The sequence below is a fragment of the Pseudobacter sp. genome (genome assembly GCF_051955275.1).
Taxonomy (GTDB): domain Bacteria; phylum Bacteroidota; class Bacteroidia; order Chitinophagales; family Chitinophagaceae; genus Pseudobacter.
Genome location: NZ_JBQCGW010000074.1, coordinates 1 through 14,361 on the forward strand (window position 1 = coordinate 1; position 14,361 = coordinate 14,361).

The window sequence follows — 14,361 nt, forward strand, 5'->3', positions numbered from 1 at the left end:
CAGGGTTTCCGTTTTTATATCTTTTCTTTTCACGGAATCCATCGGCAGGTAGGTGATAGCATAGCGGTCAGCCAGGATCATATCCCACATCACGGTCTCCATTTCCTCACGGTCAAGCACATCCGAAGGCACTCTCGTTTTATCAGAGCATGCACTGAAAACCGCAGCCAGGCTGATTCCCGTGACCCATGCCACTAATCCGCTTTTCCTCATTTCAATTCCGATTTATAGGTATTGGCATTGGTGATATCTATTTTCATGAGTATATCCCGCGCCTTCTGTCGTTCTTCAGGGGTTGCTTTCTTGAAAATCCTGATCAGTTCCTGCGATTTTCCCTGCAGGAAAAAAGGAATGATCATGGTATTACCGATATCATTGTTGAGGCTGTTGAGCATGTTGAGCGTATTGAGCACAGCGTTGCGTGCTTCATTTTCGTTCTCATACATATTGTCCATTCCCAGGCGGTAATAACTGTACATGGCATCGTGGATGGAATTATACCGGTTGTTCACCAGGTTTTCCACCAGCCAGTAGCGGTTACGCAGTCCGTCAAAAGCTTTCCAGCCGGCAATATCCCTGTTCTCGGGAGCATTGTTGACTATGTTCTGCGCTTTCTGGAAATAAGGATCACCTCCACGAAGTGCAAATGAGTTGAAATCCAGTCCCAGTATGATGTACACGTAATACGCGAAAGTTGCGGAGAGATTGGAAACCAACGGATCGGAGCCTGCCACGCGGTTGTCATTGAATTCGAAAGGCTGGAATTCAACATAACGGAAGGCTACCACTTCGTCCCTGAAATTGATCAGCGGCGTTTCGTAAGTGGAGTTGAAAACGGGGCGGGCGGCCTGCACCGTGATCACTGCCTTGTAAATATTTCCCGGTTGTGCCTCCCCGATATCCAGCAGGAAATTACAATTGATCTTTTCATTTGCCTGGAAGGTTTCATTGGTCCACTTCCGGTTATTCAGGAAACTGGTGATGGTATTCTGTAAAGTGGAAAATACCTTTTTATCCGTCTGCGAACTGATGCGGCTGGCATTGATGGATACGCGGGCATTCAGTTCCTGCGCCTGCCCCAGCATGGGCAGCATGGCCACTGTCAGTATCAGCAATATCTGTTTACGCATATAGCAGGTTTACGATTCTGTCAACAATATCCCTGGCCACTTCGCTCTTGGGCTTTCTGTTGTAGGCCAGTTCCTTTCCTCCTTTTTCAAAGATGGTGACCTTATTGGTATCATACCCGAAGCCGGCGCCGGCATCGTTGAGGGAATTAAGCACAATCATATCTGCATTTTTCTTTTGCAGCTTTGACTGCGCATATTCTTTCTCATTGCGGTTTTCAAGAGCGAAACCAACCAGTAACTGGCCATTGTGTTTGCGTTCACCCAGACTGGCCAGGATATCTTTGGTCTTTGACAGCTCCAGGGTGAATATAGCTTCCGTTTTCTTGATCTTTTCGGCGGAGCGGCTTCCCGGCGTGTAATCCGCCACTGCTGCGGACATTACGGCGAGAGAGGCGGAAGGCCAGTAGTCTATGCAGGCCTGGTACATTTCTTCGGCTGTCTGCACCCGTTGTACTTCTATGCCTTTGGCATGAGTAGTGTTGCTGGTAGGGCCGAGCACCAGCTTCACTTCAGCGCCCCTGCGGGCCAGTTCTTCTGCAATGGCAATTCCCATTTTCCCGGAGGAATGGTTTCCGATAAAACGAACGGGATCGAGCGGTTCGTATGTTGGCCCGGCAGTTACCAGGGCCCGTTTACCTTCCAGGTCGCGGGTCTGGAAAAGATGGTCCTGCAGGTATTGCAGGATGGCTTCCGGTTCTGCCATCCGTCCATCGCCGTGAAGGCCGCTGGCCAGTTCGCCTTTATCCACGGGGATCACTTTGTTCCCAAAGGATTCCAGTGCAGCAAGATTATTTTTTGTTGTAGGGTGATGCCACATATCCTCGTCCATGGCTGGCGCCACCACTACAGGGCAGGTAGCGGAGAGATAAGTGGCCATAACGATATTATCGCATTGGCCTGTGGCCATTTTGGCGAGGGTATTGCAACTGAGGGGGGCTACCAGCATCACATCGGCCCACCGGCCCAGCATAACATGATTGCTCCAGGCCTGTTCTGTGAACAGCTCTGAAATAACCGGGTTCTTTGAAAGGGTGGAAAGGGTGAGTGGGGTAACGAAGTCTTTTGCGGAAGGGGTCATTATCACCCTCACTTCGGCGCCTGCTTTGATGAGCGCTCTTACGATGAGGATGGATTTATACGCCGCGATGCTTCCGGTGATGGCCAGCAATATTTTCTTTCCCTGGAACATAGGCTAAAATTAAGAAGTTTCTGACAGGTAATGTTATGGGGCTTTGCGGTTTGCAGGCCTGTTCAGACAAAAAAAGCGACAGAACGATGTCTGTCGCTTCACGAATTTTAGTTATATCCAACAGCCATATTTAGCTGAACAGGTCATCCTCGTTCTTGCGATGGTAGATCTTGTCTTCCAGGAATTCCTGGGTAGCCAGCAATGCCGGGTTAGGCATACGCTCATAGGCACGGGAGATCTCGATCTGCTCTTTGTTCTCGTGGATCTCTTCGAGGCTGTCTGTATGGCTAGCAAACTCTTCCAGCTTATTGTGCAGTTCTTCTTTCAAACCAATATTGATCTGATTGGCACGCTTGGCAATGATAGCGATTGACTCGTATACATTACCGGTCTTGGACTTGATCACGTTCAGATCCTTGGTTTCTGCTACGTTAGTGGTGTTAGCACTAATTTGACGTCTTAGCTTGCTCATTAGATGTAGCTTTAATATTGTTTTTAGATAGAGTCAGGTAACTGTCCACTTCCTTACGCAGCTTACTGTCCGGGAAGCGATCGATAAAATCGTTGCATTCTGTCACCACCTGTTCAAAACGCGCAGGTTTCTTGTCTTCGATACTGTTGGATGCAAACTGATAATATGATTTGATCACCTGGAATTTATAGTCGTCACTCCTTTCAGAGTCCGGGAAATCATTCATGAGTGTGGTATATGCAATACCGGCAGCCCTGTAATGTCCCATATTGAAATAGAGATCAGCGCTTTTCAATGCTTTGTCCTCCAGTTTTTCGCGGCATTTATCAATGATACCGGTGGCTTCCTTTGAACGGGGAGACTCCGGATGGGTATTGATGAATGTCTGCATCAGGCCGATCGTTTTCTGCGTATTGGTCTGATCAAGCTCAGCCTTGGGGCTCTGGCGGAAATAGGTATACGCTCTCATGTATTCCATTTCCTCTGCTTTAGGGCTGTTGGGGAACACCTCCACAAATTGCTTGAAGAGTGATTCCGCATTGGGCCAGTCGCGCAGGTAATAGCTACAGTAAGCGTATTTATAGAAAAGATCTTCAAACTGTGGTTGTCCTTTCAGGAGGGGGAAGAGCTCAGCATACAGCTGGGAAGCATAATGATACTTCTTGGCCACGTAGTACTTTTCAGCCATCCTCAACTTATACTCATAATCGTTGCTCTTCTGCACTTTGGCAAACTTGGAGCAGGAAACGGCTGTAAAGGCCAGGAATATGAAGATGACAGTTAATCTCATAAAAGTGGGCAAAGTTAAGGATTTAGCTACAAATATTAAAGGATTAGTTATGATCCTCAAAAACCGGAAGTTAATAAAATTATAAAACCCCTTGATCAACCGCCGGGGTTAACCGGCGGCCGAACAAAGGGCTTTTAGTATAAGTCAAAGCAAAAAGATTATCCTCTGCGACGCAGATTCGGGTGCGGTGCAGGAACAGAAGTAGGTCCTTCTTCACCAGTACCGTCACGCAGGTCAACGGTATTGCAATCACCGTTCATTTCACCATATTTGAAGATAAAGCGGTCAGCGCTGATACCTTCTTTTTCAACCAGGTGATTGATTACTGAGTTTACACGATCCCAGCTCAATTGCTGCTCAGTTTTGTTGGTAGCGCAATAGCCTACAACAGCAATCTTACAATCAGGATTGTCTTTCATTTTCTGGGCAACGCTGGCCAGGAGGGCTTTAGCATCCTTGCTCAGAACTACAGTTTTGCCTTTGAAAGAGATGCTTGGCAGGTCACCAATATTGCATTTGGTTTTGTTGAAGCTTCCGCTGTTGATCAGGTCACGGAGCTCTTTGCAGCACTCTGGCTCTGGGCATTTACCTACGCCATCAGCGTCAACAGGCTGACATTGTGTAGGAGTAATGAGTTCTTTGTCTTTGTAGTCAGGAACGCCATCACCGTCTGTATCGCGGCTAACACCATGAGAATCAACAGGTGCACCTGCAGGAGTGTTGGGTTCGTTATCGAACTGGTCAGTGATACCGTCGCCATCAGCATCGTCCAGAACTGGTTTTGGCAGTTTCATGTGACGTGGAGCGTTGATCTCGTTGTAAGCGTAATCCAGCGGATTCAGCCACCAGAGGGGCTCAACAGATTTTGCGCCGATGTTGAAGTTCAGACCAACTGAAGCAAAGTTGAAGATGTCTTTGTCAGGAGTCAGTGCCGGGTTGGTCACTGAGTTTTCCTGCCATTGCAGACCGTCGAGCAGGTCAGTTTTTGCAACTGTTACCCTGTCTTCGATAGCGAGGCTGATGGTTTTGCTGAGCCTGAACTGAACACCACCACCCATTACGAATGTGGGTTTCAATGGCTTACCGCCCAGTTCTGGTCCTTTATCCCTTTCAGCAGGAGTCTCATAAGAATCATCCATCAGATCCTTCAGATCTTTACGGATGTCCTTTCTGTCTTTGTATTTGTATGGTTCTGTACCACCGCCATATTTAGCAACGATAGTAGAGAAATCATAAGGGTTGCTGCCGTTTCTTGCATTCACTTTCACGTCATATACCAGGCCGCCCACACCTACGAAACCGTACATGTTGAAGCCGCTCTTGGCCTTGTGAAAACGAATATTGTTCAGCGTGAATACACCCTGGATGCTACCATCATACATTGTGCTCTTGTAGTTGTAGAACATGTCTGATCCTAATGGTAAACCAGCGTATTGATATTTGATAGTCTGAGCATTTACATTACCTGGCTGCCAGTTCAGACCTTTTGCCTGATAGTAGCCGAATTCTGCTCTCAGTGAAAACACATAACCTAACGCTTTGCGAACGTGAAGCGCACCGCCGAAACCTGGCCTGGAGCGAACGTCACCGGCAATTGAAGCATAGCCGCCTTTGATACCTATTTCCCATTTGTTTCTGGGTTTGGCAGGAAAGGCGTAATTATTTGCCATGAATTCTGTGTGCTGTGGGAGTCTTTTTGAAGGTATTACAGAGGAATCCTGTACGTCATAACTTCCGCCTATTTGAGCAAACGCGCCAGACCCGAGCAGGCACAGTAAGCCAAATAAACCTGTGTACTTTTTGCTTGCCATAACTAAAATTTATGTGAAGGATTAAGAAAACCAATATCCGAATTAGGTGCAAAAATATTAATTGCAAACTAAATACCAAATTTTTTTAACCAACGTTGCAAGCATTATCTTGCTGTCTTTCACCCTTTAAGAGTATAGTAAAACCGGGCTATTTTACTGTTTTATATACACAGTAAAATAGTAAGTTTGCCGTTCTTTTTCCAATCATGAAACTATCACAGGCAATACTACACGACGAACTGGCTGCGTTCGATAAAAAGTTCAGGGAGGCGGTCAAAAGCCAGGTCCCGCTGCTGGACCGTATCATGCGGTTCATTGTGAACCGTAAAGGCAAACAGCTGCGGCCGATGTTTGTATTGCTGTCTGCCAGGCTTTGCGGACCTGTAAATGAATCCACTTACAGGACAGCATCCCTCGTTGAATTGCTGCATACAGCAAGTCTCGTGCACGACGATGTAGTGGACGAATCACCCGAAAGAAGGGGATTTTTTTCCACATATGCCCTGTGGAAAAGCAAGGTATCCGTACTCGTTGGGGACTATCTGCTCGCCAAAGGAATGCTTCTTTCCCTGGACAACGACGACTACCGGATCCTCCAGATCCTCTCCCAGGCCGTTAAACAAATGAGCGAAGGAGAACTGCTTCAGATGGAAAAATCACGTACCCTTAATATCCGGGAAGATATTTATTTTGAGATCATTACCAATAAAACCGCCTCTTTACTCGCCTCAGCCTGCTCCGCAGGTGCGTATTCTTCTTCCCAAAATGAAACTATTGCAGAGAAAATGCGCCTTTTCGGCGAAAAAACCGGCATCGCCTTCCAGATCAAGGACGATCTGTTCGACTATGGAAACGAAGCCGTAGGTAAACCAACAGGTAATGATATCAAAGAAAAGAAACTTACCCTGCCCCTGATCTATACCCTCAATAACGCCGATAAAACCACCCGCCGGCGCCTGATACATATAATAAAGAACGAAAACCGGAACCCGGTGAAAGTACAGGAAGTGATCAATACCGTAAAGGAAGCCGGGGGCATCCATTACGCAGAACAGAAAATGAACCAGTACCGCGACGATGCCCTCGCCATCCTCAACGATTTCGATAACCAGGAAGTCCGCAATGGCCTCGAAGAGCTCGTCCGTTTCACTACTGATAGAAAATTCTGATCATTTCCCTATTTTCATACCTCCACATCTGACAACATGCAAAAACGCTGGAACATACTGTCTGCCGAAGACAACAGGACCGCTGCTCTACGGCAGGACCTCAATATACATCCGGCGTTGATCAAAATACTGGTTCAGCGGAACCTCGATACCTACGAAAAAGCCAAAGCTTTTTTCAATCCCGAACTGTCTGACCTCCATAGCCCCTGGCTGATGAAGGATATGGACAAGGCCGTTGACCGCGTACTCACCGCCTTTAACAACCGGGAAAAGATCCTCGTTTTCGGCGATTACGATGTAGACGGCACCACTGCCGTTGCCTGCATGTTCAGTTTTCTCCGTAAAGTTTATGAACCGGGCAATATCGAATACTATATTCCACACCGCTACCGCGAAGGATACGGCGTATCCAAAGCAGGTATCGATCATGCACATGCGCAGGGAACCACACTGATCATTTCCCTGGATTGCGGTATCAAATCCATCGACCTCATTGCATATGCCCGTACCCTCGGAATAGATTTCGTGATCTGTGACCACCACACGCCGGATGCCATCCTGCCTCCCGCTGTGGCCATCCTCAATCCCAAACAGTCTGACTGCCCTTACCCCTTCAAGGAGCTCTGCGGATGCGGCGTTGGCTTCAAACTGATCTCTGCCCTCTCCGAAAAACTGGAACTCTCCTCCTCTGCCCCCATGGAATACCTCGACCTGCTGGCCACCGCCATCGCAGCCGATATTGTGCCCATGGTTGGCGAGAACAGGATCCTCGTATACCACGGCCTCAAAAAAGCAAATGAAGAACCCAATTATGGCATCCGCGCCCTCAAAGAGCTCGGTGGTGTACAGAAGGAACTCTTCATCAACAACCTCGTATTCATGATCGCCCCGCGTGTGAACGCCGCCGGCAGAATGGACGATGGCAGCAAGGCCGTGCAACTCTTCCTCGCAAAGAATATCGATGAGGCCCGGCAGTATGCCGCTATCCTGCATTCGGATAACACTGACCGTAAGGAAGCCGATAAGAATATCACCGACGAAGCACTCGCTATCATCAGCGCCGACCTTTCCATGGAGAAAAGCAAATCCACCGTGGTGTACCAGTCGCACTGGCACAAAGGCGTGGTGGGTATTGTTGCTTCACGGCTCATCGATCATTACTACCGACCCACTATCGTACTCACGCAGTCAGGTGAATATATCGCCGGCTCAGCCAGAAGCGTGGCAGGCTTCAATGTGTATGAGGCCATTCACCAGTGCCGCGATCTCCTCCTGGGATACGGAGGACACTTCTATGCAGCAGGCATGACGCTGGAGCTTGATAAAGTGGAGGCATTCAGGGCAAGATTCGAAGAAGTGGTGTCTGCCACTATCACAGATGACATGCTCATTCCCGAGATCAATATCGATGCAGTGGTCACCCTCACGGATCTCAAACAAAGCTTCTTCAATATCATCAAAAGAATGGAGCCCTTCGGCCCTGAGAATATGCAACCGCTCTTCATGGTGAGTGGTGTTACCGATTCAGGTTACTCCCGGATCGTGAAGGATGTTCATATCCGCTTCTCCGTTAAACAGGGGAATATTCTTTTCAACGGCATCGGTTTCAACCTCGCTTCCAAATTCCATCTGCTGCAGAATGGCCAACCCGTGGACATCGTGTTCAGCCTTGAAGAGAATGAGTGGAATAACGAAAAGCACCTTCAGTTGAAGGTGCTTGACTTGCGGCAACATATTGCCTTATAATTTCTGCAGTAAATTTTACGCCTCTGTTTTCAACAGGTCCACACTGCGGCTGATGAAGCTGGTCAGCTCCGCGCCTTTCAGCAACCCCTGGCTCAGCAATGCAAGATCTGCAAGATTGCGTGTCATTTTTTCCTGCTTGCCTGTATCGGCAGTTGATAACAGTTGCTGGTAGATCGGGTGATTTCCATTGACCGTCAACGTTACTTCATCCGGCATATTTGCGTAGAAGCTGCCCATGGGACCGCTCATGGAAGCCATATCTTTCATCCGGCGCATGAACTCTGGCCTGGTAGCTACCACCGGCGCCACATCGGGGCTCAGCCCTTTCAGCTCAACAGTAACCTGTAATCCGGCCGGTGTGATGGTGAAGAGTGATTTCAGTTTGTTCTGCTCTTCTTCACTCAGCACCATATCAGTATTCTCCTGCTTGTCTATGAGATTGTCCGCAATATCGGAATCCACGCGGGTGAAATGAACATCATTCCATTTTCCTTCCATCTGGTTGATGAAGCTGGCATCGATCAGTGTATCCAGTTTCACTACAATATAACCCTTGGCCTCAGCCGCTTTTACATATGCATCCTGTTGCACGGTATCGGTAGTGTAGAGGATCACCAGTTTACCGTCTTTATTTTTTTGCAGGGTCTCTGCAGCCAGGCGGTATTCTTCCTGTGTGTAGAACTTGCTTCCATCGGCCGATGCAAAGAGATGGAATTTGTTTGCCTTCTCCAGGAACTTATCGTCCGTCATCATACCATACTTAACAAACAGGCCGAGGCTGTCCCATTTCTCCTCAAAGGAAGGTCTTTCGTTGCGGAAGATCTCATCCAGTTTATCCGCTACTTTTTTAGTGATGTGATTGTTGATCTTTTTCACATTGGGATCGCCCTGCAGATAACTTCTGCTCACGTTGAGCGGGATATCCGGAGAGTCGATCACCCCCTGCAGCAACATGAGGAATTCCGGTACGATATCTTTCACTTCATCCGTTACGAAAACCTGGTTGGCGTAGAGCTGGATCTTGTCTTTCTGTATTTCATAGTTCTGCTTGATCTTCGGGAAATACAGGATGCCCGTGAGGTTGAAAGGATAGTCAACATTCAGGTGGATCCAGAAGAGCGGCGTTTCATTATAAGGATAGAGCTCCTTATAGAAACCCTGATAATCTTCAGCGGTGAGCTCTGAAGGTTTCTTTACCCAGGCAGGTTGTGTATTGTTGATCTGCTGTGTATCTTCTTCTTTTTTATTTCCGATGAAGAAGATGGGAACAGGCAGGAAGCGGCAGAATCTTTTCAGCACTGATTCAATGCGGGACTCTTCCAGGAACTCCTTGCTCTCTTCATTGATATGAAGAACGATGGTTGTTCCGCGTTCTTCCTTTTCTGTATTTTCCAACAGGTATTCAGGGCTGCCATCGCATTCCCAGCGAACCGGCTGTGCGCCTTCGCGGAAGCTTTTGGTAAAGATCTCCACCCTGTCGCTCACCATGAATGCAGAGTAGAAACCCAGACCGAATTTTCCGATGATATTGTTCTCGTTCTGTCCTTTGTATTTATTAACGAATTCTTCTGCACCGCTGAATGCCACCTGGTTGATATACTTCTCCACTTCATCGGCAGTCATACCAAGACCGCGGTCTGCGATAGTGATGGTCTTGTTCTCCGTATCCAGTGTCACTTCTATTTTCAGTTCTCCCAGTTCTCCCTTTGCTTCTCCGATGGAGCTGAGGGTCTTCAGTTTCTGGGTAGCATCCACAGCATTGCTGATAAGCTCACGAAGGAAGATATCGTGGTCGCTGTAGAGGAATTTCTTGATGATAGGAAATATGTTCTCGGTTTGAACCCTTATCGATCCTTTTTGCATAGTGCCAGTTATTTGCACGGAAGATACCAAAGAGAATGCCATTGCCTGCAATACGGAAAAAATGTCAGTTGATTGAATGGATATTTTCTGCCCGGTCTGCTTCAACATATATTTTTTGCACCTCAAACTGCCGCGAAAACGCCCTGGTTTTTTAAATTTTTAGTGGCTTCCGGCAAGAGCTAGTTTTACCGGTCTACTTAAAACAAGTCTATGAAGAGAAGTAAATCAGTATCTCTGTTATTGTGCTGCATCTGTGTGTTATCGCTCAGTTTCTGCTCCAAAAAAGACAAGCCGCTGCCTGATGACGGCAAAACCGGCGTTACCCTTGAGTTTGATGGCAAGACCTGGTATTATGAAAAGGCCCATGCATTTGCGGGAGACGATTACTTTGCAGTGGAGTGGGAATTAACGGAGAACGGAACCACCCTGTACGGATCTGTCAGTTGGGAAGAGCCTGGAACCGGTAAACGCGTATGGAATATGGACAACCAGTTTTTCTGGTATCCTGAAGGTTATAATGCGGAGTTATCCTGGCATAGTTACTGGAAAGGCGGGGATGATGCCGAATGGAGCACAGGCGCCGTGGAGATCACCAAATTCGGGAATGTGGGAGAAACTGTGGAAGGGACCTTCATTGTTCAGAATTCCGGTGGATACCGCGGTACACAGTCAATTTATCAGGGTACCAAAGAGATCAAAGGAAGCTTTAAAGTGATCAGAAAATAAAGCCGTTACTGTTTTTCCGGGACGGATAATGAATACCTGGGGGTGAAGGCTATCACAGGCCAGTTTATGGTGCTGAGGCAACCGGATAACCTGACAGCTCCTGACAGGGAGGAAGAGCAGGCAGAGGAAAAGAAGGAAACAAAGAGTAATGCCCGGAAACGTAATTAATTCAGTCAGAGGCAATTGTACACAAAGTCCTGTCCTTAAAACTTTTCTCTCCATCCTTTTGCCGGATGCTTACAAGTCTGTATCTTTGCAGCCCCTTAACCGGAAGTGGAAACGCAGACGGGACAAGGGGCAGAACAAATTTCAATTATTTTAAAAACAAAACAGGGATCATGAACAATTACGAATTGATGGTGATTTTTACCCCTGTGCTTTCTGATGACGACTTCAAAGCGGCTCAGAAAAAATACACCGAGTTCGTTAAAGAACAAGGCGGTGTTATTGTGCACGAAAATCCCTGGGGTTTGAAATCACTGGCGTATCCGATCCAGAAAAAGACCACTGGTCTGTACTGGGTAATGGAATATCAAGCGCCATCCACCTTCAATGAGCAGTTCAAAATTCAGATGCTCCGTGACGAGAACATTCTCCGTCACATGTTCACTGCACTCGATAAATACGCCGTCGAGTACAATGGTAAAAAGAGAAGTGGTGTACCTACAGGAACTGAAAAAGCAATCGAGGGCTAATCATCATGGCAAAAGCAAATGAGATCAAGTACCTGACGGCCATAAAGACCGAGAAACCAAGGAAGAAATTCTGCCGTTTCAAGAAATATGGTATCAAGTATATCGATTACAAGGACGCAGAGTTCCTGAAAAAATTCCTGAACGAACAAGGTAAAATGCTGCCCCGCCGCATTACCGGTAATTCTCTGAAGTACCAGCGTAAAGTGTCTCAGGCTGTTAAGAAAGCCCGTCAGATGGCTTTGTTACCTTATGTAACTGACCTTTTAAAATAAGGAGGACACCATGGACGTAATACTCATACAAGACGTAGATAACTTAGGTGCCAAAAACGAGGTGGTAAAAGTTCGTAACGGATACGCCCGTAACTTCCTTATTCCGCAAAAGTTTGCGGTAGAAGCTTCTTCTTCCAACCTTAAGCAGTTGAATGAAAGAATGAAGATCGTTCGTAAGAAGGAAGAGATCATGCTGGCAGCTATCAAGGAAGTAATTGCTAAACTGAAAGAAGGAGCACTGTCTATCGGAGCTAAATCCGGTACCAGCGGCAAGATCTTCGGCAGCGTAACTTCTCTTCAGCTCAGCCGCGCCATCCGCGAGCAGAAAGGATATGAGATCGATCGTAAGAAGATCTCTATCGTTGATGAAGTGAAAGAACTGGGTGCTTACAAAGCAACTATCGATTTCGGCAACGGTCATTCAACCGAAGTTGATTTCGAAGTAGTAGCTGAGTAATCTGAAAGTCTTCAGATAATTCAAGAGGGTGGAAAGCAATTTTCACCCTCTTTTTATTGCGGCCAGCCACAGATTTTGCAGTTGCCCGGCAGTTCAGGCCAACCCTCCCCACCCCACAATGCGCGCCCCGCCTAAACGGCTGTTTACCCGGCACATATCAGAATTTCTTCAAATGCTTACCCACTTTGGATTTGATTGAAAATTTATTTGGAAAATCAAATTATTTCTTATCTTCATGTATGGGTTAATGACCCGGTTCTCGTGTTCTGAAGTGCTTTACCTGTTTTCCGGTTTCCTCAGTTCATTGAAGCAACTTGCGTCATTATCTGTTTTTTCAGAACATCTAAAATTATTGTTACAATGAACATTTACGTAGGGAACCTTTCCTGGCAAATGACCGACGACGATCTGAGAACCTTATTCGAACAATACGGTTCTGTAACTTCAGCAAAAATCGTAAAGGACAAAGCCAGTGGCCGCAGCAAAGGCTTCGGTTTCGTTGAAATGCCAGAAGATGGCGAAGCACAAAATGCACTCACCAGCCTGTACGAATCTGAAGTATTAGGCAGGAAGATCATCGTTAACGAAGCTCAACCAAAACCACAGAACGGTGGCGGCGGCGGCGGCGGCTTCAAGAAAAGAAGCTTCGGCGGCGGCGGCTCCGGCGGCGGCGGCGGTTACAAAAAAGGCGGCTTCAACAGAGGCGGCGGCGGCGGTTACAACAGGGATTTCTAATCAACTCAAAGAATCGCTTCAACATAATCCTCTTGCCTGGTGCAAGAGGATTTTTTTTTGCCCTCTCTTTACTTTATAACGGAGATCTACAACCGAATTATCCTTCCACTCTTCTCCCTCTTCCTTCCCAGCCTTTCCTCGCATGTTTAATAATGTTTTAATATTGTTTTAACCCCTGGATAAGGTTCAACCGCCATATTACATGGCACCACATCGGCCCCGGTCCGGCAGAAAGGAATATATCCACAATTGATGCAGATTTTACCGTTCTCAATGTGTTAAGGCACGGCTTTTGTCAAATGATTCATACATCAGCCACAAGCCAGTCAGAACCAAACCGGCAGGAATTATTACACACGTGCAGACAGATCAATACAAACCGTAGTAAATCAAAAGGAGGTACTTGTGCTAACTGTTATTATCCCCGTATTAAACGAACAGGAAACGATTGCCAATGTGGTGAAATTCTGCCTCAGTAATCCGCTGGTGACAGAAGTGATTGTTGTAGATGATAAATCTGAGGACAAAACACCACAGCTTGCCGAAGAGGCAGGCGCCCGTGTGATCACCAGCCAGGTGAGAGGCAAAGGCATTTCCATGAAAGACGGTATCAATGCCTCATCCAATGAGTTCATCGTATTCCTCGACGGAGATATCGATCCCTACCCGGAAGGCACTATCAGCAACCTGGTGGAACCACTGATCAATAATGAAGTGGATTTCGTGAAAGGCAGCTTTGCACGCAATGCAGGCCGTGTAACCGAACTGGTGGCAAAGCCCCTGCTCAATATACTCTTCCCCGGCCTCGCGGATTTTTCCCAACCACTCAGCGGCATGATCGCCGGAAAAAAATCATATCTCAACAAAATAGATCTCTTCAACGATTACGGTGTTGACATCGGAATCCTCATTGATATGTACCTGATGAAGGCTCGCATCCGCGAAGTGAACATCGGATATATCGAAAATAAATCGAAGCCCTGGCAGGCACTCGGTAAAATGAGCAAGGAGGTGAGCCGCGCTATCATCAGTAAAGCTCAACGCACCCATCCCGAAGATGTAAGCGAAGAAGAGATCCTTTCCCTGGAAGCCGTGAACCGCGAAATGAACAAGACGCTCCGCGAGAAGCTCGCAGGCTTTCATAAGATGGCCATTTTTGACATGGACGATACCATCCTGCTGGGACGCACCATCGACGAATGCGCGCGGAAATTCGGCTTTACTGCAAAGCTGGAAGACCTTCGCTCACAGGAGAAGGATCCCATTATCCTCACCAAGCGCATCGGCCTGCTGCTGAAAGGACGCA

At 47.3% G+C, this 14,361-nt stretch carries 16 protein-coding genes; 9 read left to right on the top strand and 7 right to left on the bottom strand.

Annotated elements, in window-relative coordinates:
- The 6 genes from ACTHMC_RS06435 to ACTHMC_RS06460 all read right to left on the bottom strand — a co-directional run.
- On the bottom strand, positions 1-213 hold a 213-nt coding region (locus tag ACTHMC_RS06435), incomplete at its 3' end, for a hypothetical protein (protein WP_440411886.1).
- On the bottom strand, positions 210-1,130 hold the full coding sequence (locus tag ACTHMC_RS06440) for a DUF4835 family protein (protein WP_440411888.1): 921 nt from the start codon (positions 1,128-1,130) through the stop codon (positions 210-212). The genes ACTHMC_RS06435 and ACTHMC_RS06440, both read right to left, overlap by 4 nt.
- Positions 1,123-2,319, bottom strand: a complete 1,197-nt coding sequence (gene coaBC / locus ACTHMC_RS06445) for a bifunctional phosphopantothenoylcysteine decarboxylase/phosphopantothenate--cysteine ligase CoaBC (protein WP_440411890.1) — start codon at positions 2,317-2,319, stop codon at positions 1,123-1,125. Before coaBC ends, ACTHMC_RS06440 begins: the two co-directional genes overlap by 8 nt.
- Positions 2,320-2,449: 130 nt before the next feature.
- Entirely contained in the window at positions 2,450-2,791 is a 342-nt protein-coding gene (locus tag ACTHMC_RS06450) for a DNA-directed RNA polymerase subunit omega (protein ID WP_127126794.1), read from the bottom strand.
- A complete protein-coding gene (locus ACTHMC_RS06455; RefSeq protein ID WP_440411892.1) occupies positions 2,766-3,581 on the bottom strand; it encodes an outer membrane protein assembly factor BamD in 816 nt (271 codons plus the stop codon). Before ACTHMC_RS06455 ends, ACTHMC_RS06450 begins: the two co-directional genes overlap by 26 nt.
- 158 nt (positions 3,582-3,739) lie before the next feature.
- Positions 3,740-5,251, bottom strand: a complete 1,512-nt coding sequence (locus ACTHMC_RS06460) for an OmpA family protein (protein WP_440411894.1) — start codon at positions 5,249-5,251, stop codon at positions 3,740-3,742.
- Positions 5,252-5,598: 347 nt separating this feature from the next.
- Between ACTHMC_RS06460 and ACTHMC_RS06465 the strand changes: the two genes are divergently transcribed.
- Together ACTHMC_RS06465 and recJ are read left to right on the top strand one after the other, a co-directional pair.
- Positions 5,599-6,561 carry a polyprenyl synthetase family protein gene (locus ACTHMC_RS06465; protein WP_440411896.1) on the top strand — a complete coding sequence of 321 codons (963 nt, stop codon included), beginning with the start codon at positions 5,599-5,601 and terminating at the stop codon, positions 6,559-6,561.
- A 36-nt stretch (positions 6,562-6,597) separates the two neighbouring features.
- Complete coding sequence (recJ, locus tag ACTHMC_RS06470) at positions 6,598-8,307, top strand: single-stranded-DNA-specific exonuclease RecJ (RefSeq protein WP_440411898.1); 1,710 nt, start codon at positions 6,598-6,600, stop codon at positions 8,305-8,307.
- A gap of 15 nt (positions 8,308-8,322) precedes the next feature.
- On the opposite strand, the gene htpG is transcribed toward recJ, so the two are convergent.
- Positions 8,323-10,170 (bottom strand): molecular chaperone HtpG, encoded by a 1,848-nt coding sequence (htpG, locus tag ACTHMC_RS06475; RefSeq protein ID WP_440411900.1) that lies wholly within the window; start codon positions 10,168-10,170, stop codon positions 8,323-8,325.
- A 210-nt stretch (positions 10,171-10,380) separates the two neighbouring features.
- Between htpG and ACTHMC_RS06480 the strand changes: the two genes are divergently transcribed.
- From ACTHMC_RS06480 to ACTHMC_RS06510, 7 genes are all read left to right on the top strand, one after another.
- Complete coding sequence (locus tag ACTHMC_RS06480; RefSeq protein WP_440411901.1) at positions 10,381-10,896, top strand: hypothetical protein; 516 nt, start codon at positions 10,381-10,383, stop codon at positions 10,894-10,896.
- Between the two features lie 42 nt (positions 10,897-10,938).
- The gene (locus tag ACTHMC_RS06485; RefSeq protein WP_440411903.1) at positions 10,939-11,064 is read left to right on the top strand and encodes a hypothetical protein; all 126 of its coding nucleotides are present in this window, start codon (positions 10,939-10,941) and stop codon (positions 11,062-11,064) included.
- Positions 11,065-11,234: 170 nt separating this feature from the next.
- Entirely contained in the window at positions 11,235-11,591 is a 357-nt protein-coding gene (gene rpsF, locus ACTHMC_RS06490; protein ID WP_440411904.1) for a 30S ribosomal protein S6, read from the top strand.
- Between the two features lie 5 nt (positions 11,592-11,596).
- On the top strand, positions 11,597-11,863 hold the full coding sequence (gene rpsR / locus ACTHMC_RS06495) for a 30S ribosomal protein S18 (protein ID WP_440411905.1): 267 nt from the start codon (positions 11,597-11,599) through the stop codon (positions 11,861-11,863).
- A gap of 10 nt (positions 11,864-11,873) precedes the next feature.
- The gene (rplI, locus tag ACTHMC_RS06500; RefSeq protein WP_440411906.1) at positions 11,874-12,320 is read left to right on the top strand and encodes a 50S ribosomal protein L9; all 447 of its coding nucleotides are present in this window, start codon (positions 11,874-11,876) and stop codon (positions 12,318-12,320) included.
- Between the two features lie 360 nt (positions 12,321-12,680).
- Positions 12,681-13,055 (top strand): RNA recognition motif domain-containing protein, encoded by a 375-nt coding sequence (locus tag ACTHMC_RS06505; protein WP_440411908.1) that lies wholly within the window; start codon positions 12,681-12,683, stop codon positions 13,053-13,055.
- A 405-nt stretch (positions 13,056-13,460) separates the two neighbouring features.
- Positions 13,461-14,361: glycosyltransferase (locus tag ACTHMC_RS06510; RefSeq protein ID WP_440411910.1), on the top strand; the 901-nt coding region annotated here is incomplete at its 3' end.